The sequence below is a fragment of the Acidocella sp. MX-AZ03 genome (genome assembly GCF_027626035.1).
Lineage (GTDB): Bacteria > Pseudomonadota > Alphaproteobacteria > Acetobacterales > Acetobacteraceae > Acidocella > Acidocella facilis.
In genome coordinates this window covers 2,144,809-2,163,941 of record NZ_CP110774.1, presented here as the reverse complement: position 1 = coordinate 2,163,941, position 19,133 = coordinate 2,144,809, and the positions used below count along the sequence as shown (strand labels likewise).

Annotated in this window: 15 protein-coding genes and 5 pseudogenes; 19 read left to right on the top strand and 1 reads right to left on the bottom strand. The window is 63.4% G+C overall.

What is annotated here, in order from left to right:
* The 19 genes and pseudogenes from nuoF (at position 1) to GT370_RS11900 (ending at position 18,596) form a co-directional block, all read left to right on the top strand.
* Positions 1–1,292, top strand: a pseudogene (nuoF, locus tag GT370_RS11980) (NADH-quinone oxidoreductase subunit NuoF).
* Positions 1,293–1,295: 3 nt separating this feature from the next.
* Positions 1,296–3,345, top strand: a pseudogene (nuoG, locus tag GT370_RS11975) (NADH-quinone oxidoreductase subunit NuoG).
* Between the two features lie 2 nt (positions 3,346–3,347).
* A complete protein-coding gene (gene nuoH / locus GT370_RS11970; protein ID WP_008494398.1) occupies positions 3,348–4,358 on the top strand; it encodes an NADH-quinone oxidoreductase subunit NuoH in 1,011 nt (336 codons plus the stop codon).
* 12 nt (positions 4,359–4,370) lie between these two features.
* Complete coding sequence (nuoI, locus tag GT370_RS11965) at positions 4,371–4,859, top strand: NADH-quinone oxidoreductase subunit NuoI (protein WP_008494399.1); 489 nt, start codon at positions 4,371–4,373, stop codon at positions 4,857–4,859.
* 13 nt (positions 4,860–4,872) lie between these two features.
* Entirely contained in the window at positions 4,873–5,349 is a 477-nt protein-coding gene (locus GT370_RS11960) for an NADH-quinone oxidoreductase subunit J (protein ID WP_333489935.1), read from the top strand.
* Positions 5,277–5,513, top strand: coding sequence for a hypothetical protein (locus GT370_RS20885; RefSeq protein ID WP_333489934.1), 237 nt, complete (start codon positions 5,277–5,279; stop codon positions 5,511–5,513). The genes GT370_RS11960 and GT370_RS20885 overlap by 73 nt, the downstream gene beginning before the upstream one ends.
* Complete coding sequence (gene nuoK / locus GT370_RS11955; protein WP_008494402.1) at positions 5,513–5,821, top strand: NADH-quinone oxidoreductase subunit NuoK; 309 nt, start codon at positions 5,513–5,515, stop codon at positions 5,819–5,821. The genes GT370_RS20885 and nuoK overlap by 1 nt, the downstream gene beginning before the upstream one ends.
* 2 nt (positions 5,822–5,823) lie before the next feature.
* Positions 5,824–7,733: pseudogene (gene nuoL, locus GT370_RS11950) on the top strand (NADH-quinone oxidoreductase subunit L).
* Position 7,734: 1 nt separating this feature from the next.
* Positions 7,735–8,118: a hypothetical protein gene (locus tag GT370_RS20880; RefSeq protein WP_333489933.1), complete on the top strand. Its 384-nt coding sequence runs from the start codon at positions 7,735–7,737 to the stop codon at positions 8,116–8,118.
* Complete coding sequence (locus GT370_RS11945) at positions 8,097–9,242, top strand: complex I subunit 4 family protein (RefSeq protein WP_333489932.1); 1,146 nt, start codon at positions 8,097–8,099, stop codon at positions 9,240–9,242. The genes GT370_RS20880 and GT370_RS11945 overlap by 22 nt, the downstream gene beginning before the upstream one ends.
* A 7-nt stretch (positions 9,243–9,249) precedes the next feature.
* A complete protein-coding gene (gene nuoN / locus GT370_RS11940; RefSeq protein ID WP_008494405.1) occupies positions 9,250–10,674 on the top strand; it encodes an NADH-quinone oxidoreductase subunit NuoN in 1,425 nt (474 codons plus the stop codon).
* Positions 10,671–11,384 carry a biotin--[acetyl-CoA-carboxylase] ligase gene (locus GT370_RS11935; RefSeq protein WP_008494406.1) on the top strand — a complete coding sequence of 238 codons (714 nt, stop codon included), beginning with the start codon at positions 10,671–10,673 and terminating at the stop codon, positions 11,382–11,384. Before nuoN ends, GT370_RS11935 begins: the two co-directional genes overlap by 4 nt.
* Before the next feature lie 16 nt (positions 11,385–11,400).
* Positions 11,401–12,210, top strand: a complete 810-nt coding sequence (locus GT370_RS11930; protein WP_008494407.1) for a type III pantothenate kinase — start codon at positions 11,401–11,403, stop codon at positions 12,208–12,210.
* Between the two features lie 58 nt (positions 12,211–12,268).
* A pseudogene (locus GT370_RS11925) lies at positions 12,269–13,916 on the top strand (ribonuclease J).
* Positions 13,917–14,222: 306 nt separating this feature from the next.
* Positions 14,223–14,705, top strand: coding sequence for an acyltransferase family protein (locus GT370_RS11920; RefSeq protein WP_270183118.1), 483 nt, complete (start codon positions 14,223–14,225; stop codon positions 14,703–14,705).
* Positions 14,702–15,379, top strand: coding sequence for an acyltransferase family protein (locus tag GT370_RS11915; RefSeq protein WP_270183117.1), 678 nt, complete (start codon positions 14,702–14,704; stop codon positions 15,377–15,379). Before GT370_RS11920 ends, GT370_RS11915 begins: the two co-directional genes overlap by 4 nt.
* 8 nt (positions 15,380–15,387) lie before the next feature.
* Positions 15,388–16,680 (top strand): proline--tRNA ligase, encoded by a 1,293-nt coding sequence (gene proS, locus GT370_RS11910; protein WP_008494410.1) that lies wholly within the window; start codon positions 15,388–15,390, stop codon positions 16,678–16,680.
* Positions 16,680–17,929 (top strand): annotated as a pseudogene (locus GT370_RS11905) (lipoprotein-releasing ABC transporter permease subunit). Before proS ends, GT370_RS11905 begins: the two are co-directional and overlap by 1 nt.
* 13 nt (positions 17,930–17,942) lie before the next feature.
* Positions 17,943–18,596, top strand: a complete 654-nt coding sequence (locus GT370_RS11900; protein WP_083878719.1) for an ABC transporter ATP-binding protein — start codon at positions 17,943–17,945, stop codon at positions 18,594–18,596.
* 55 nt (positions 18,597–18,651) lie between these two features.
* On the opposite strand, the gene GT370_RS11895 is transcribed toward GT370_RS11900, so the two are convergent.
* Positions 18,652–19,131 (bottom strand): GNAT family N-acetyltransferase, encoded by a 480-nt coding sequence (locus GT370_RS11895; protein ID WP_168118424.1) that lies wholly within the window; start codon positions 19,129–19,131, stop codon positions 18,652–18,654.
* Between the last annotated feature and the right edge of the window lie 2 nt (positions 19,132–19,133).

The following is a 19,133-nucleotide window of genomic DNA, read 5'->3' as shown; positions in this document are numbered from 1 at the left end:
ATGCTGAAAGATGAAGACCGCATCTATCAGAACCTGTACGGCCAGCAGGATTGGAAACTTGCCGGCGCCCGCGCCCGGGGCGATTGGAGCGGCACCGCCGAGATCATCGCCAAGGGCCGCGATGCGCTGATCGAGGAGATGAAAGCCTCGGGCATGCGCGGGCGTGGCGGGGCTGGCTTTCCCACCGGCATGAAATGGTCCTTCATGCCCAAGCAGAGCGATGGCCGCCCGTCCTACGTCGTCATCAATGCCGACGAATCCGAGCCTGGCACCTGCAAGGATCGCGACATCATCCGCAACGAACCGCATAAGCTGATCGAAGGCGCGCTGATCGCCTCTTTCGCGATGGGGGCGAACAAGGCCTTCATCTATATTCGCGGCGAGTATTACAACGAAGCCCAGCGCCTCCAATTCGCGATCGACGAAGCCTATGAAGCGGGTTTAATTGGCAAGAATGCGGCAGGTTCGGGGTGGGATTTTGACCTCGTGCTGCAGCGTGGCGCCGGCGCCTACATCTGCGGGAGGAATCCGCGATGTTGGAGAGCCTGGAAGGCAAAAAGGGCATGCCGCGGATGAAGCCGCCCTTCCCGGCGGCGATGGGGCTGTATGGTTGCCCGACGACGGTGAATAATGTCGAGACCATCGCCGGCGTGCCGACGATCATGCGCCGTGGCGGCGCCTGGTTCGCGGGCCTGGGCAAGCCGAAAAATGCCGGCACCAAGATCTTCTGCATCTCCGGCCATGTGAATAATCCCTGCAATGTCGAGGAAGAGCTAGGCATTCCGCTGCGCGAGCTGATCGAGAAACATGCCGGCGGCGTGCGCGGCGGCTGGGATAATCTCGGCGCCGTCATCCCTGGCGGCGCCTCCTCCCCAGTGCTGAACAAGGCGATGTGCGACACCCAGCTGATGGATTTCGACAGCCTGGCGGCGTCCAAGAGCATGATGGGCTCCGGCGCCATCATCGTCATGGATAAATCCGTGGACGTGGTGAAGGCGATCTGGCGGCTTTCGAAATTCTTCAAGCATGAGAGCTGCGGCCAATGCACCCCTTGCCGCGAAGGCACCGGCTGGATGATGCGCCAGATGGATCGCATCGTGCAGAATAAAGCGACTTTGGCGGATATTCATCTGCTCGAGCAGGTGACCACCCAGGTGGCGGGCCACACGATCTGCGCCTTCGGCGAGGCGTCTTCCTGGCCGATTCAGGGCATGATGCGCGCCTTCCGCCCCGAGGTGGAAGCCCGCGCGACCGATTATCAGCCGCCGGTGGCGGCGCAGGCGGCGGAGTAAGCCATGGCCAAGCTCACAATCGATGGCATCGAGGTCGAAGTCCCCAACGGCTCGACCGTGATCCAGGCCTGCGAGGCGGCGGGGATCGAAATTCCTCGCTTCTGCTATCATGAGCGGCTTTCGGTGGCCGGCAATTGCCGCATGTGTCTCGTCGAAATCGAGAAGATGCCGCCGAAGCCTGTCGCCTCCTGCGGCCAGCCAGTGGCGGATGGCATGGTGGTGCACACCGATAGCGAGATGGTCCGCAAGGGCCGGCGCGGCGTGATGGAATTCCTGCTGATCAACCATCCGCTGGATTGCCCGATCTGCGACCAGGGTGGCGAGTGCGATCTGCAGGACGAAGCCGTGGCTTATGGTCGCGACACCTCGCGCTACGAGGAAGACAAGCGCAGCGTCGCGCAGCCCGATTGGGGCCCGCTGGTGCGCACCACGATGACGCGTTGCATCCATTGCACACGCTGCGTGCGTTTCACCACCGAGGTGGCCGGCACGGCGGAGCTGGGCGGCACCTTCCGCGGCGAGAGCACGCAGATCGGCACCTTCGTGCAGAAGGCGCTGACTTCCGAACTCTCCGGCAATATCATCGATCTTTGCCCGGTCGGCGCGCTGACCAGCAAGCCCTATGCCTTCACCGCCCGCCCCTGGGAGCTGCGCAAGACCGACAGCATCGACGTGCTGGACGCGCTCGGCTCCAACATTCGCATTGATGCGCGCGGCGCGGAAGTGCTGCGCATTCTGCCGCGCATCAATGACGAGGTGAATGAGGAATGGCTGGGCGATAAATCCCGCTTCTCCGTCGATGGGCTGAAGCGCCGCCGGCTGGATCGTCCCTGGATTCGCGAAAACGGCAAGCTGCGCCCGGCAAGCTGGGAAGAAGCCTTCGCCGCCATCGCCGGCAAGATCAAAGCCACGGCACCCGAGAAGATCGGCGCGCTGGTCGGTGATCTGGCGGATGTCGAATCCATGCTGGCGATGAAGGAATTCATGGCGGGGCAGGGCTCGGCCAATATCGATTGCCGGATTGATGGCGCCGCCTATGATGTTTCGAAGCGCGCCTTCTACAGCTTCAACACCACCATCGCCGGCATCGAGGAAGCGGATGCGCTGCTGATCATCGGCAGCAATCCGCGCCATGAGGCACCGGTGCTGAATGCGCGTATCCGCAAGCGCTGGCTGGCGGGCAAATTCCAGGTCGGCGTGATCGGCGAAAACGCCGATCTCACCTACAAGACCACGCATTTGGGCGAAGGCCCGGCGGCCTTGCAGGCGCTGCTGGACGGCACGCATGAATTCGCCGAAGTGCTGAAGGGTGCGGCCAAGCCGATGCTCATCATCGGCGCCGGCGCGCTGGCCCGGCCGGATGGTGCGGCTTTGCACGCCACCGCCTGGAAGCTGGCCACGCAGTTCAACATGCTGAATGCCGAGTGGCATGGCTTCAACGTGCTGCAGCACGCGGCCTCCCGCGTTGGCGCGCTGGATCTGGGCTTGCTGCCCGGCACCAACGGCCTCAGCGCCCAGGCGATGCTGGGCGGTGCCGCCGACGTGCTCTGGCTGCTCGGCGCCGATGACGAGGCCGTGCGCAACATCCCCAACAGCAGCTTCGTGATCTATCAGGGCCATCACGGCGATGCCGGGGCCTCCCGCGCGGACGTCATCCTGCCCGGTGCCGCCTACACCGAAAAAGATGGCACCTACGTCAACACGGAGGGTCGGGTGCAGAGCGCCTATATCGCGGTAAAGCCGCCGGGCGATGCACGTGAGGATTGGCGCATTCTGCGCGCCATCTCCGCCTATCTAGGCCACGCGCTGCCCTACGACACTCTGGAACAGCTGCGCGCGCATCTGAAAGCCAATTACCCGGTGTTTGGGCAAGAATTCCGCCGATTCGCGGGCACGGATACGGCCGCCCCGCCAGCTACGGCGCGCTGGGCGATGCCCCCTTCACCCGGCTCTGGCGAATTACTACCAGACCGACGTGATCAGCCGCTCCAGCCCGACCATGGCCGCCTGCGTGGCCGCCCTTAATCCTGCCCTCGCGGAGGCCGCGGAATGACCATGCCGTTCTGGGATACCGATACCGGGATCGTGATCCTCACGCTCCTGAAAACCCTGGCCCTGGTGGTGCCGCTGCTGATCGGCGTCGCCTACCTCACCTATTTCGAGCGCAAGGTGATGGGCGCCATCCAGCTGCGCAAGGGCCCCAACGTGGTCGGCCCGTTCGGCCTCTGGCAGCCTTTCGCGGACGCGATCAAGATGCTGATGAAGGAAACCATCCTGCCGACCGGCTCGGACAAGGTGCTGTTCATCCTGGCGCCGATGATCACGTTCGGCCTCGCCATCATCGCCTGGGCGGTGATGCCGGTGAATAATGGCTGGGCCATCGCCAACATCAATGTCGGCGTGCTCTATCTCTTCGCGGTCTCGTCGCTTGGCGTCTACGGCATCATCATCGCCGGCTGGGCCTCCAATTCCAAATACGCCTTCCTCGGCGCGCTGCGCTCGGCGGCGCAGATGGTCTCCTACGAAGTCTCGATGGGCTTCGTGATGGTGACGGTGCTGATCCTCGCCGGCAGCCAGAACCTCAACGATATCGTGCTGGCGCAGAAGCATCTCTGGTTCGCCATCCCGCTCTTCCCGGTGTTCATCATCTTCTTCATCTCAGGCCTGGCGGAAACCAACCGCGCCCCGTTCGATCTGGCGGAAGGTGAATCGGAAATCGTCGCCGGCTTCTTCGTGGAATATAGCTCGATGTCCTTCGGGCTCTTCTTCCTCGGCGAATATGCCAACATGATCCTGATCAGCGGCATGACGACCACGCTCTTCCTGGGCGGCTGGCTCTCGCCGATCCCGTTCGCGCCCTTCACCATGATCCCGGGGCCGCTCTGGTTCATCTTCAAAGTGCTCATCTGCCTGTTCGTTTTCGTCTGGGTGCGCGCCACGCTGCCGCGCCTGCGCTACGATCAACTGATGGCGCTGGGCTGGAAAGTGTTCCTGCCCATCTCGCTCGTCTATCTCGTCCTCGTTGCGGGCGTGATGGAATATTCCGGCCTGCTGGCGCATGCGTAAGGGAGCGCAATCATGAACAAGGTCCTGCGTTGGACATGGGGCCTGGTGCTGTGGGAAATTCTCTGCGGCCTGGGCATCACCTTGCGCTATTTCTTCCGGCCCAAGGCGACCATCAACTACCCGTTCGAAAAGAACCCCACCTCGGCCCGCTTCAAGGGTGAGCACGCGCTGCGCCGCTACCCGAATGGCGAAGAGCGCTGCATCGCTTGCAAATTGTGCGAAGCGGTGTGCCCGGCCCAGGCCATCACCATCGAGGCCGAGCCGCGCGAGGATGGCTCGCGCCGCACCACGCGCTACGATATCGACATGACCAAGTGCATCTATTGCGCCCTGTGCGAGGAAGCCTGCCCGGTCGATGCCATCGTCGAAGGCCCGAACTTCGAGTTCGCGACCGAAACGCGCGAGGAACTGATGTATAACAAGGCGAAGCTCTTGGATAATGGCGACCGTTGGGAGCCGGAATTGGCCAAGCGGCTCGAGCTGGACGCGCCGTACCGGTAAGGGCCCCAAGCACATGATCGCAAATCTCGCTTTCTATCTCTTCTCCTTAATCCTGCTGGCTTCGGCGGTGATGGTGGTGACCAGCCGCAACCCGGTGCATGCCGTGCTCTTCCTCATTCTCGGTTTCGTGAATGCGGCGGTGCTGTTCCTGCTCACCGGGGCGGAGTTCCTGGCCTTCATCCTCGCCATCGTCTATGTCGGCGCCGTCGCCGTCATCTTCCTCTTCGTGGTGATGATGCTGGATGTGGATTTCGTCGCCCTCAACGAAGGCTTCCAGCGCTATGCGCCGGTGGGCGCGCTCGTGGCGCTCATCATGTTCATCGAGCTGGCCTTCATCGCCGGCAATTGGGCGATCGCCCCGGCGGGCGGTGCGGATCGGATGTTCCCCACCCGGATAATGTCACCAGCTCGGTGGCGTTGGGCAATCTGCTCTATACCTCCTACCTGCCGGTGTTCCAGCTTTCCGGCATCGTGCTGCTGGTGGCGATGATCGGCGCGATCGTGCTCACCCACCGCGACCGCAAGCGCTCGCTGCATCAGAATCTCAGCGCGCAGCATGCGCGCGATCCGAAGCAGACTTTGGCCCTGGTCAACGCCCCGCTCGGCCAGGGTGCCGCGCTGCCGGCCAAGCAGACTCACGAGGAGACGCTGTAATGCTCATACCGCTGTCGCATTATCTGGTGGTCTCGGCGATGCTGCTGGTCATCGGCATCTTCGGCATCTTCATGAACCGGAAGAACATCATCGTCATCATGATGTCGATCGAGCTGATCCTGCTCGCCGCCAATCTCAACTTCGTCGCCTTCTCCGGCGCGCTGCATGACATGGTGGGCCAGGTCTTCACCATGTTCGTGCTCACCGTCGCCGCCGCTGAATCGGCGATCGGTCTCGCCATCCTGGTCATCTATTTCCGCAATCGCGGCTCGATCGAGGTCGAGGACGTGACGTTGATGAAGGGCTGAACATGTTCACCTTGATTGCCGTTTTCGCGCCGCTGGTCGGCGCCATTCTCGCGGGCATCGCCCGCCCCTTCATCGGGCGTGCCGCGTCGCTGGGGGCCAGCGTCGCCTTCATGCTGGTCTCGGCGCTGTTCGCCATCCTGGCCTACCGGGCCGGGGTGCAGGCGCCGCTGCATCTCGCTACCTGGTTCCATGTCGGCGGCTTCACCCCGGATTGGTCGCTGCGGCAGGACCAGCTGAGCCTGGTGATGGTGCTGATGGTGAGCGTGGTCTCCATGCTCATCCATATCTATTCCGTGGGCTACATGGCGCATGACAAGACGCCGCAGCGTTTCATGTCCTATATCTCGCTCTTCACCTTCGCGATGTTGATGCTGGTGACGGCGAATAACCTGCTGCAGCTGTTCTTCGGCTGGGAAGGGGTCGGCCTCGTCTCCTACCTGCTGATCAATTACTGGTATGACCGCAAAGCCGCCAACGATGCCGCCATCAAGGCCTTCATCGTCAACCGCGTGGGTGATCTCGCCTTCGCCGTCGGCATCGCCTTGGTCTATTTCACCTTCCAGAGCACGCAGTTCGATGTGATCTTCGCCGGTGCCGCCGCGCATGCCGGCCAGCATTACACGCTGTTCGGCACCTCGCTGCCGGTGCTGGAGATCATCGCCTTCCTGCTCTTCATCGGTGCCATGGGTAAATCCGCGCAGATTGTCCTGCACACCTGGCTGGCGGATGCGATGGAAGGCCCGACGCCGATCTCCGCCCTCATCCACGCCGCCACCATGGTCGCGGCCGGGGTGTTCATGATCGTGCGCATGTCGCCGCTGATCAATCTGGCCCCGGAGGCGATGGGCTTCATCACCTTCATCGGCGCCACCACCGCCTTTTTCGCCGCCACCATCGGTTGCGTGCAGAACGACATCAAGCGCGTCATCGCCTACTCCACCTGCTCGCAGCTGGGTTACATGTTCCTGGCCGCCGGTGTCGGCGCCTACCCGGTGGCGATGTTTCATCTCATCAACCACGCTCTGTTCAAGGCGCTGCTCTTCCTCTCCGCCGGCTCCGTCATCCATGCGATGTCCGACGAGCAGGATATCCGGCTGATGGGCGGTCTGGCGGGCAAACTGCCTTTCACCTGCGCGATGATGCTGATCGGCTCGCTGGCGCTGATCGCGATCCCGCCTTTCTCGGGCTATTACTCCAAGGATGCGATCCTGGATGCGGCGCTGGCCGCGCATACCGGCATGGGCACCTATGGCTGGGTCTGCGGTACCGCTGCCGCCGGGCTGACCGCCTTCTATACCTCGCGCCTGTTCTTCCTGGTCTTCACCGGCAAGTCCGCGCGCCCAAGCATGTGCAGGACCATGTGCATGAAAGCCCGGCGGTGATGCTGGTGCCGTTGCTGTTCCTGGCCATCGGCGCGTTCGGTTCCGGCATCGCGCTGAAGCCGGATTTCATCGGCGCCAACTTCCAGAGCTTCTGGGGCAGCTCCATCGCGGTGGCCGCGAACTCCGCCATGTTCCACATGGAGGACATCTCGGCGCTCGCGAAAATGGCGCCGCTGCTGGTCGGTATTTTCGGCATTCTGGTTGCGGTGCTCTTCTACCTGCTGGTGCCCTCGCTGCCGGGCCGGCTCTCGCAAAGCTTCTCGCCGGTTTACAAGTTCCTGCTGAACAAGTGGTATTTCGACGAGCTCTACGATGCGCTGCTGGTGCGGCCCTCGCTGAAGCTGGCGAAATTCGTCTGGCGCGTCGGCGATGAGCAGGTGATTGACGGCGTGCCCAAGGGGCTGGCGGCGATCACCTCTGATGCCTCCGCCCAGGCCGTGAAGCTGCAAACCGGCTCCATCGCGCTCTACGCCTTCGTCATGCTGATCGGCCTGCTGGTCTTCGTCAGCCTCTTCATCTGGGTGAAGTGATATGAACCAGCTTGGTTTTCCCATCCTCTCGCTGATCACCTATTTGCCGCTGCTAGGCGCCTTCATCATCGCCACGCTGAGCGGCGATGAGGCGAAGATCGCCTGCCGGGCGCGGGCCATCGCGCTCGGTTTCTCGGTGCTGGTGCTGGTTCTGGGCGTTTATGTCTGGACGCAGTTCAATACCGGCATCGCCGGCTACCAGTTCGTCGAGGCGATGCCCTGGCTCTCGGGCATCAATGTCGAATATCGCATGGGCGTGGACGGCATCAGCCTGTTCCTCATCCTGCTCACCCTGGTGCTGACCCGATCGCCATCCTCTCGAGCAACGGCATCAAGACCCGCGCGCGCTCCTTCTTCGCCGCGATGCTGCTGCTGGAGACGATGACCATCGGCATGTTCGCCGCCACGGATTTCGTGCTCTTCTACATCTTCTTCGAAGCCGTGCTGCTGCCGATGTATCTCATCATCGGCGTCTGGGGCGGGGAACGCCGGATCTACGCGGCGGTGAAATTCTTCGTCTTCACCCTGGCAGGCTCGCTGTTCATGCTGCTGGCCCTGGTCTGGATCTGGCGCCATCTCGGCACCACCAACATCGCGGTGATCACCCATGCCGCCATCCCGGCGCATGCGCAGATGTGGCTGTTCCTCGCCTTCCTCGCCGCCTTCGGCGTGAAGGCCGCGGTGTGGCCGCTGCATACCTGGCTGCCGGACGCGTATGGCGAGGCCCCGGTGCCCGGCACCATCATGCTCGCCGCCGTGCTCTCCAAGATGGGCGCGTACGGCTTCCTGCGCTTTGCCCTGCCGATGCTGCCCAACGCTTCCTACGCCGCCGAGCCGCTGATGTTCACACTGGGCGTGGTGGCGGTGATCTACATCTCCTATGTCGCGCTGGCGCAGACGGATATGAAGCGCATGATCGCCTACTCCTCGGTCGCGCATATGGGCGTCATCATCATCGGGCTGTTCACCTTCACGGTGGAAGGCATCGAGGGCGCTTTGTTCCAGATGCTCAGCCACGGCCTCGTCATCGCCGGGCTGTTCATCTGTGCCGGCATCCTCACCGCCCGTGGCCAGAGCCTGACGCTGAAAAATCTCGGCGGGCTGGCCAGCAACATGCCGGTTTTCGCGGCGGCCTTGATGTTCTTCACCCTGGCCAATATGGGCCTGCCCGGCACGTCGGGCTTCATCGGTGAAATCCTGGTCATCGTCGGCGCGCTGAAGGTGAATTTCTGGGTCTCGCTGCTCGGCGGTGCCGGCATGGTGCTCGGCGTCACCTACTCGCTGGTGCTGGTGCGCGCGGTTCTCTTTGAGAAATATGCGAGGCCTGAGCTGGCGGGGTTGAAAGACCTCACGGGCCGTGAATACGCCATGCTGCTGCCGCTGGCGGTGCTGGTGATGTGGCTGGGCGTCTATCCTCCAGCTTCACCCATGCCTTCGATGCGCCGATCAACGCCCTCGTGCAGGCGCATTCCGCTGCCCTCAACCCGCATATGGCGCTGGCCATGGTGACCGCAAAATGACCGAACTCTACGCTCTCCTCCCGGCCCTGGTTCTGGGCCTTGGCGGCATGGTGCTGTTGACCGGCGGCGTGCTGGCGAAAAAATCCGAAACCACCCCGGCCGTCACCTTCGGCGCCGTGGTGCTGCTGGCGGTTGCCGCCGTGGTCAATCTGTTGGCACCGGACACGCTGATCTGGAACGGTCTGTTCAAGACCAGCCTGTTCACCCGCTTTGCGGATACGCTGGTCTATCTCGGCGCCATCGCGGCTTTGATCCTCTCGGTCGATTACAATAAGCGCGAAGGCATTGCCCGGTTCGAATATCCGATCCTGGTGCTGTTCGCCGTCATCGGCATGATCGCGATGATCTCCGCCGCCGACATGCTGACCTTGTATCTCGGCTTCGAGCTGCAATCGCTCGCCCTTTATATCTGCGCGGCGCTGGCGCGGGATAATCTACGCTCCACAGAGGCGGGTCTGAAATATTTCGTGCTCGGCGCGCTGGCTTCCGGCCTGCTCGTCTATGGCATCTCGCTCGTCTATGGCTTCGCCGGCACCACCAATTTCGCAGCACTTGGCGAAGTGTTCCGCAGCGGCACCGCCGGTGTCGGCACCATTGCCGGTGTGGTGTTCGTGCTGGTCGGCATCGCCTTCAAGATCTCCGCCGCCCCGTTCCATATGTGGGCGCCGGATGTGTATGAGGGCGCGCCTACTTCCGTAACAGCTCTCTTCGCCACCGCGCCGAAGGCCGCCGCCATGGCGCTGTTCCTTTCGGTGATGGCCGGGCCGTTCGGGCATCTCACCGGCCAGTGGTCGGCGCTGATCCAGATCCTGGCGGTGCTCTCCATGGTCATCGGCGCGCTCGCCGCCATCGGCCAGAGCAATATCAAGCGCCTGCTGGCCTATTCCTCGATCAGCCATATGGGCTACGCGCTGATGGGCCTGGCCACCGGCACGGTGGACGGCATCCAGGCCAGCCTGGTCTATATCGCCATCTATGTGGTGATGTCCTTCGGCGTCTTCGGCTGCGTGGTGGCGATGCGCCGCAACGGCCAATCTGTGGAGAAGATCAGCGATCTCGCCGGTCTCGCCTCCGAGCATCCTGGCTTTGCCTTCGCTATGGCGGTGTTCATGTGGTCCATGGCCGGCATTCCGCCGCTGGCCGGCTTCTTCGCCAAGCTCTACGTCTTCGCCACCGCCTTCAATGCCGGGCTGGATACGCTCACCATCATCGGTATCGTCGCCAGCGTGGTCAGCGCCTTCTATTATCTGCGCGTGATCAAGGTGATGTATTTCGATAAGGGCCAGCCGAATTTCGAGCGCGTCTCCGCCGGGGCCGGGTTCGTGATGGCGGTCGGCGCCTTCGCCACCATCGTCTTCGTCATTCTCCCCGGCCCGCTGATGGCGGTGGCCGGCGAAGCCGCGAAAGCGCTGATGGGGTGATCCCCTGGCGCCTCGAATGTTACGAGGAGCTGGGGTCCACCTCCGATCTTGTGGTCACCCGCGCCAAGGCGGGTGAGCCCTCCGGCCTCGCGGTGCTGGCGCTGCGCCAGACCGCCGGGCGCGGCTCGCGCGGCCGGGCCTGGAGCGCGCCGGAAGGCAATCTCAACCTCTCCATTTTGCTGCGCCCGGCCCGTCCGGCGGCGGAAGCCGGGCTGTTCTCGCTGATCGCCGGCATCGCCGTGGCGCAGGCGCTGGCGGGGCAGGGGGCGCAGGGCCTGTCGCTGAAATGGCCGAATGACATTCTCTGCGACGGCGCCAAGCTCGCCGGCATCCTGATCGACGCGGTGCCTGACGGTGCCCGGCTGGACTGGCTGGTCATCGGCATCGGCATCAATCTGCGCCAAGCCCCGGAAATCCCCGGAAGGCGCACCACGGCCCTGGCCGCGCAAGGGCTGGTCCTGGCCCCGGAGGACGCCGCCCGCGCCATCCTGGCCCGGCTGGAGCCGCTGCTGGAGGCGCCGGGCGAGGAGATCCGCGCCGCCTGGCTGGCGCTGGGCCATCCGCTCGGCACCAAGCTTGATATCGCCTTCGCCGGCCAGCGCCGCAGCGGGTTGTTCGCCGGTCTCTCGCCCGCCGGTGAATTGCTGTTGCAGTGCGAAAATCGTATCGAGGCGCTCAATACCGGCGAAGTCTTGCTGGCGAACGGGTAAGAGCGAGGAGGGGCGGATGCTTCTGGTCATCGATGCAGGCAACACCAATATCGTGTTCGCCGTGCATGACGGCACGCAATGGCGGGGCAATTGGCGGCTGGCGACCTCCGCCCAGCGCACCTCGGATGAATATGGCGTCTGGCTGGAGGTGCTGCTGGCCCGCGCCGGCATCTCCGCCCAGGAAATCACCCGCGCCGTCATTGGCACCGTCGTCCCCGCCGCCTTGTACCATCTGCGCCGCCTCTGCCGGGAATGGTTCGAGGCCGAGCCGCTGGTGGCCCGCGCCGCGCTGGATTGGGGCTTTCAGATCAAGACCGCCAACCCCGAAGGGGTCGGGGCGGACCGTCTGCTCAACGCTTTGGCGGCGCACCAGCATTACCAGGGGCCGCTGGTGGTGGTGGATTTCGGCACCGCCACCACCTTCGATGTGGTGGACGAAACCGGCGCCTATATCGGCGGCGCCATTTCGCCGGGTATCAATCTCTCCATCGAGGCGCTGCACCAGGCCGCCGCCCGGCTGCCGCGCATCGGCATCGGCCGGCCGCAGATGGTGATCGGACGCGATACCGTGCCGGCCATGCAATCGGGCATCTATTGGGGCTATATCGGGCTGATCGAGGGGCTGCTGGCCCGCATCGAGGGCGAGTTCGGGGCGAAGCTGAAAGCCATCGCCACCGGCGGCCTCGCCCCGCTTTTCGCCGAAGGCACCGCCAAATTCACCGCCATTGACCCAGACCTGACGCTGGAAGGGTTGCGCCTGCTCTCCATGCGCAATAAGCCCCCTTCTTTGCCGCGCGATCGCGCGCGGTTCCTTGAAACTGACTGACGACACGCGAGGAGCAGACCAATTCGTGGCTAAATCCAAAGGCAAGACCGCCCCCGTCATCGACGAGGCCGAGGCGGGGTTCATCTTCGTGCCGCTCGGCGGCACCGGCGAGATCGGGATGAACTTCAACCTCTATGGCTGTGACGGCAAATGGCTGGCCGTGGATTGCGGCATGGGCTTTTCCGGGCCGGAGACGCCGGAGGCGGAAATCCTGCTGCCGGACCCGGCCTTCATCGCGCAGCAGCGCGAGGATCTGCTCGGCCTGGTTATCACCCATGCGCATGAGGACCATATTGGCGGCATCGCCCGGCTCTGGCCGCAGCTGCGCTGCCCGGTCTATGCCACCCCCTTCGCCGCCGCCGTCATCCGCCGCAAGCTGCAGGAGGTGAGCTTCCACCGCGAGGTGAAGATCCACATCATCCCGCCCGGGGCGCCTTTGAGCTGGCCCCGTTCAGCCTGCGCTATATCCGCATGACCCATTCCACGCCTGAGGCCCAGGCGCTGGCGATCACCACCAGCTACGGCACCGTGCTGCATACCGGCGACTGGAAGTTCGATAACGGCCCGGTCATCGGCGACGTGACGGACGAGGCCGCCTTGCGCGAACTGGGCGATAAGGGCGTGCTGGCCATGGTCTCGGATTCCACCAACGCCATGGTCGAGGGCCATTCCGGCTCGGAATCCGATGTGAAAAAGAGCTTCGAGGCGCTGCTGCCGGAGCTGGATGGGCGCATCGCCGTCACCTGCTTCGCCTCCAACGTCGCGCGCGTGGCCAGCATCATCGCCGCCGGCGAGATCGCCGGGCGACATGTGGCGCTGGTCGGGCGCAGCCTGAATAATTACATCGCCGCCGCCCAGGAGGCCGGCTATCTGCGCGATGTGCCGGATTTCGTGCCCGAGGACGAGATCGGCGCGATCCCGGATGACAATCTCCTGCTGCTGGTCACTGGCAGCCAGGGTGAGCCGCGCTCCGCCATGGCTCGCATCGCCGCCGACACCCACCGCTACGCCGTGCTGGGCGAGGGCGACAAGGCGATCTTCTCCGCCCGCACCATCCCCGGCAATGAGCGCGCCATCTTCACGGTGCAGGACCAGCTGGCACGGCGCGGGGTCGAGGTGATCGTGGATGGCGAGGAGTTCGTTCATGTCTCCGGCCACCCGGCGCGTGAGGAGCTGCGCAAGCTCTACAAGTTGGTCCGGCCGAAATATATAATCCCGACCCATGGCGAATGGCGTCACCTCTCCACCCAGGCGGCCTTCGCCAAGGAAAACGGCATCGAGACGCTGCTGGTGGAGAATGGCGATGTGGTGCTGTTCGGCGGCAACGGCCCGGCGGTGGTGGATAGCGTGCCCACCGGCCGGCTGGTGGTGGATGGCGAGCGCATCGTGCCGCTGAAAGGCGGCGTGCTCGCGGCGCGCAAGCGCATGCTGTTCAATGGCGTCGTTGTCGGCAGCCTGGCCATCGACTCCAGGGGGGCGCTGCGCGGCACCCCGCAAATTTCCGCCCCGGCCTGCTGGAGGAGCTGGATGCCCGCCAGCGCCGCGCTTTTGAGGAGGAATTCCAGGAGCTTCTGGAAGACCTCGCCCCGTCCTTGCGCCAGGACGAGGCCGCCTTCGCCGACGCAGCCCGGGCCGGTCTGCGCCGCATCGTCGGCAAGAAGCTGGGCAAGCGTCCTCTGGTCGAGGTGCATATTTTGCAGGTTTGAGTGAAAATTGGGCGAGTTTTAAGGGTTTTCAGTCATCATGCCTAAACGCGGTGCATAACTAGTCCAGAAGCCTAAAAAACTTGCTTTTAGTGAGGTGTTTTTTCTGGCTTTCTCTCCATGTTGCGGCGCATTATGTGGGTACGGATGGAGTTTGGTTCTTCATCCTGCCGTGTGACTGGCGTTTCCTCCCTGAACTTGGCCCGCCGCCCTTATGGGCTGGCGGGCTTCTTTCTTTTCGGCCATTTTGTCCTGGGCGCCCCGGCGCAGCTTCTATCTGACCGAAGATTGATTTAGAGCAGGGCGCCGATGATGAGCCAGAAGCCGGAACTCACCGACCTGACGATCTGCCGTGCCGCCTTCGCGGCCTGGGTGTTCGTCTATCACCTGGATCTGCATTTGCATTTCTCCGCCTGGCTGGGGCCCGCCGCCGGGCTGGTGCGGCATGGCTATATGGGGGTGGACGGGTTCTTCATCCTCTCCGGGCTGGTGCTGATGCACACCCACCAGGAATTCAACGCCCCGAACATGGATCAGGTCGATGCGCGATTCCGCCCGGCCCCGCCGCAGGCTTGGCTGCGCTTCTATGGCAAGCGCCTGGCGCGCATCTATCCGGTGCATCTGGCCACCTTGCTGATCCTGCTCGCCTTGCTGGCGCTGGGTAGCGCGCTGGGTATCGCCCCGCAAAGTCCGCAGCGTTTCGGCCTCGGCAGCTTCGTCGAGAATCTCTTCCTGGTGCAGGGCTGGGGCTGGACCATTTCGGCGCCTGGAACTACCCGGCCTGGTCGGTGAGCACGGAATGGGCCGGCTATTTGCTCTTCCCGCTCTTCGCGCTGCTGCTGACCTATTGGGACCGAGGGGTCTCCCTGCAGCTCGCCATCGTCGTCTTCCCGGTGATGGGGCTGATCTATTATTTCGCCGGCGAGACCCTCAATCTCGCCTTCGCCGCCGGGCTCTGGCGCCTGATTCCGGAATTTCTCGCCGGCATGGTGATGGTCCGTATCGCCTCAGCGGCCGCCGATTATGATGTCTGGCGCCGGGTCTTCATCGGCGGTGGCGCGGCGCTGATCCTGCTCGGTGCGCTGACGGTGGATGTCGCCACCGTGCTCGGGCTGTGGATGCTGCTGTTCGGGCTCTATATGCAGTATGACGCGCAGCGCCCGCCGGCTTTCGGCCGCCGCCCAGCGCTGCATTTTCTCGGCCTGCTGTCTTATTGTTTCTATATGAGCTTCGCCATCGCCGAACTGCTGACGGTACAGCTCTTCCGTCATCTCGGCTGGCAACCCACCGATGAGAAAGCGCTCTTCGCGCTGATCATGACCGGCCTCACCTTCATCCTCGCGATCCTGCTGCGCGGCTTCGTCGAGCAGCCGGCGCGCCGTGCCGCCAATCGCTGGCTGGCCGAGGATGCGCCCGCCCAAGCGCCGCCGCCCCCGGCCACCGAAAAGCCTCAATCCCTGTTTTAAGGTTCATCATGCGTCTGTCCAAAAGCCTGATCCCCACCCTCAAGGAAACGCCCGCCGAAGCGCAGATCGTCTCGCACCGGCTGATGCTGCGCGCCGGCATGGTCCGGCAGATGGCCTCGGGCATCTATGCCTGGCTGCCGACGGGCATCAAGGTTCTGAACAAGATCGCGCAGATCGTGCGGGAGGAGCAATGGGCGGCCGGCGCCCAGGAAGTGCTGATGCCGACCATCCAGAGCGCGGATCTCTGGCGCGAATCCGGCCGCTATGACGCCTACGGCAAGGAGATGCTGCGCATCACCGACCGGCATGAGCGCGAGCTGCTCTACGGCCCGACCAACGAGGAAATGATCACCTCGATCTTCCGTGATTCGGTGAAGAGCTATCGCGACCTCCCGCAGAACGCTTTCCAGATCCAGTGGAAATTCCGCGACGAGGTGCGCCCGCGCTTTGGCGTGCTGCGCGGCCGCGAATTCTACATGAAGGACGGCTACGGCTTCGACCTCGACCGCGAAGGTGCGGTGATCACCTACAAGCAGATGATGCTGGCCTATATGCGCACCTTCCAGCGCCTGGGCATCACCGCGATCCCGATGCGCGCCGATACCGGGCAGATCGGTGGCGATCTTTCCCATGAATTTCACATCCTCGCCCCCACCGGCGAATCCGGCGTGTTCTATGATGCGGATTTCGAGGCGGGCGATGCCTTCGCGCATGACGACGTGGAAAAATTCTACGAGCAGATGACCACAATCTACGCCGCCACGGATGAGAAGCATGATCTGGCCACCTGGGAGACCATCCCCGAGGCGCGCCGCCGCGAAGGCCGCGGCATCGAGGTCGGCCAGATCTTCTATTTCGGCACCAAATATTCGAAATCGATGAATTTCAGCGTCATCGGCCCGGATGGCGGCAAGATCTTCCCCGAGATGGGCTCCTACGGCATCGGCGTCTCCCGCCTGGTCGGCGCCATCATCGAGGCCAAGCATGACGAGGCCGGGATCATCTGGCCGGATGCGATCGCCCCCTTCAAGGCCGCCATCCTCAATCTGCGTCAGGGCGATAGCGTTACTGACGGGCTGTGCGAGGAACTCTACAAGGCGCTGGGCCAGGACGCGCTCTATGACGACCGCGAGGAGCGCGCCGGGGCGAAATTCGCCGAGGCCGATCTGATGGGCCATCCCTGGCAGATGATCGTCGGCCCGCGCGGGGCGGCGAACCGCATGGTGGAGCTGAAGCGCCGCGCCACGGGCGAGCGTTTCGAGCTACCGGTGGACGAGGCACTGGCAAAGGTTCGCTTCTGATGTTCAACGCCTTCGAGCGGAAGATCGCGGCGCGTTACCTGCGCGCCCGGCGCGGCGAGCGCTTCGTCTCCGTGATCGCGATTTTCTCGCTCGTCGGCATCGCGCTTGGCGTCGCCACACTCATCATCGTCACCTCGGTGATGAATGGCTTCCGCCAGGAGTTGCTCAGCCAGATTCTCGGGCTCAATGGCGATATCGGCATCTATGGCGCCGGCCAGCCACTGACCAATTATGATGCGATGTCGCAGAAGATCCGGACCATCAAGGATGTCACCGGCGCCTTCCCGATCTCGCAGGGCGAGGTGCTGATGTCCGGCCCGCAAGGCGGGGCCACCGGCGGCATCGCGCGCGGCATTACGCTGGACGGGCTGAAACAGCTGCCGACCGTCTCCCACCATGTCGTCGCCGGTTCGCTCGCCAACCTCACCGGCGGCGATGCGATTGCCATCGGCGCCGGGCTGGCACAGCAATTCAACCTCTCCGTCGGTTCGCAAATCTCGCTGATTTTGCCGCAAGGAAAAGCCACCGTCATCGGCACCATCCCGTCGATCCAGGCCTTCCATGTGGTGGCGATTTTCCAGACCGGCATGCAGCAATATGATTCGAGCTTCGTCTTCCTGCCGCTGGACGCCGCGCAGACCTTGTTCCAGCAGACCGGCAGCGCCAGCCAGATCCAGGTCTTCGTCACCGACCCGGATCACGATGAAGCGGTGAAGCAGGCGATCCTCAACATGTTCCCAGGCCAGCCCTTGAATATTCAGGACTGGAAGCAGAACAACGATTCATTCCTCGCCGCCGTCACCGTCGAGCGCAATGTGATGTTCCTGATCCTGACGCTGATCATCATCGTCGCCGCCTTCAATGTCATTTCCTCGATGATCATGATGGTGAAGGACAAGGCGAAGGATATTGCGATCCTGCGCACGATGGGGCGAGTTCCGGTTCGGTGCTGCGCATCTTCCTGATGGCGGGCGCTTCCATCGGCGTGCTCGGCACCTTCTTCGGCTTCGCGCTGGGGGTGCTGTTCTGCCACTACATCAACGATATCAGGCTGTTCATCCAGCACATCACCGGCCAGAAACTCTTCGACCCGACCATCTATTATCTTGAATCCCTGCCGGCCGAGCTGGATTGGCGCGAGGTGGTGGAGATTGTGCTGATGGCGCTGGTGCTCTCGGTGCTGGCCACCCTCTATCCCAGCTGGCGGGCGGCGAAGATCGACCCGGTGGAGACGCTGCGCAGTGAGTGAATATCTGCTCTCGATGAAGGCGGTCCGCCGCACCTACCAGTCCGATGCTGGCGGCCTTACCGTGCTGGACGGCGCGGAGCTGACCCTGGCCCCGGGCGAGATCGTCGCCCTGGTCGCGCCCTCCGGCTCCGGCAAGTCAACCTTGCTGCATCTGGCAGGGCTTTTGGAAAAGCCGGATGCAGGGGCGGTGATCATTCGCGGCCAGAACGCCGCCGAGCTGAACGATGCCGGGCGCACCGCGATGCGCCGCCAGGAAATCGGCTTCGTCTATCAGTTCCATCATCTGCTGGCGGAATTCACCGCGCTGGAGAATATCTCCATCCCGCAGATGATCGCCGGTGTGCCGCAGGCGGCCGCGCATCAACGCTCCATGGAATTGCTGGAAAAATTCGGTCTGGGTCCGCGCGCGACGCATCTGCCGGGCAAGCTTTCGGGCGGCGAGAAGCAGCGCGTGGCCATCGCCCGGGCGCTCGCCAACCATCCCTCGCTGCTGCTGGCCGACGAGCCGACGGGAAATCTCGATGTCGCCACCTCCAACATCGTGTTCGAGGAGTTGCTGCATGTGGTGCGCAGCGAAAACACCGCCGCGCTGATCGCCACGCATAATCCCGAGCTGGCAGCGCGCATGGACCGCCAGATCACGCTGCGCGAGGGGCGGTTGGTTTAGAACGAATGGGGTAAACCCGTCTCGTCGGAGAGCATAAAGCAAAAAGCATGATGCTCTACGACGTAAGCGGCTTCACCATATCCAAACCCTGAACCGAAAAACCAGCCTCTTCATAAATATGCCGGGCACGCGCATTGCCAGATAAGGTAAATAGCCGCAGCCGTTGAACGCCGCGTGCTTTGCAGAGAGCTTCCGCGTGCGCGATCAGGCCCCGGGCAATCCCCTTGCCGCGCCAGGGCTCGTTGACGAACAGACTTGAAATAAGCGCATGATCACGCAGCTCTTCGATCACGTAGGCGTCGTCTGACTGGTACAGCAGGCATAAATGCCCGCTCACCGTCCCGTCTTGTTCCGCAACGAGCAAAGCTCCGTCCTCACTGGCCGCCGCGATCATGTCGGTCAATGTCTCACGCGCGCCCGCCAAATCTGTACGGCGATCGTGGGTCAGCTCTTGCTCAAAACAGTTCAGTGTCCAAATTTGAGCGATAAGGGCGTCGTGGTCGTCCAGGGTCGCGGCGCGTATGAGCAAAGTCATGG

What these genes read in the sequence shown, in the direction of transcription:
- GT370_RS11920 (WP_270183118.1), top strand. Translation starts at nt 14,223, where the DNA reads ATGATGAGCCAGAAGCCGGAACTCACCGACCTGACGATCTGCCGTGCC.
- GT370_RS11960 (WP_333489935.1), top strand. Translation starts at nt 4,873, where the DNA reads ATGATCGCAAATCTCGCTTTCTATCTCTTCTCCTTAATCCTGCTGGCT.
- proS (WP_008494410.1), top strand. Translation starts at nt 15,388, where the DNA reads ATGCGTCTGTCCAAAAGCCTGATCCCCACCCTCAAGGAAACGCCCGCC.
- GT370_RS11930 (WP_008494407.1), top strand. Translation starts at nt 11,401, where the DNA reads ATGCTTCTGGTCATCGATGCAGGCAACACCAATATCGTGTTCGCCGTG.
- nuoK (WP_008494402.1), top strand. Translation starts at nt 5,513, where the DNA reads ATGCTCATACCGCTGTCGCATTATCTGGTGGTCTCGGCGATGCTGCTG.
- GT370_RS11945 (WP_333489932.1), top strand. Translation starts at nt 8,097, where the DNA reads ATGCTGCTGCTGGAGACGATGACCATCGGCATGTTCGCCGCCACGGAT.
- GT370_RS11900 (WP_083878719.1), top strand. Translation starts at nt 17,943, where the DNA reads ATGAAGGCGGTCCGCCGCACCTACCAGTCCGATGCTGGCGGCCTTACC.
- GT370_RS20880 (WP_333489933.1), top strand. Translation starts at nt 7,735, where the DNA reads ATGAACCAGCTTGGTTTTCCCATCCTCTCGCTGATCACCTATTTGCCG.
- nuoI (WP_008494399.1), top strand. Translation starts at nt 4,371, where the DNA reads ATGAACAAGGTCCTGCGTTGGACATGGGGCCTGGTGCTGTGGGAAATT.
- nuoN (WP_008494405.1), top strand. Translation starts at nt 9,250, where the DNA reads ATGACCGAACTCTACGCTCTCCTCCCGGCCCTGGTTCTGGGCCTTGGC.
- nuoH (WP_008494398.1), top strand. Translation starts at nt 3,348, where the DNA reads ATGCCGTTCTGGGATACCGATACCGGGATCGTGATCCTCACGCTCCTG.
- GT370_RS11895 (WP_168118424.1), bottom strand. Translation starts at nt 19,131, where the DNA reads ATGACTTTGCTCATACGCGCCGCGACCCTGGACGACCACGACGCCCTT.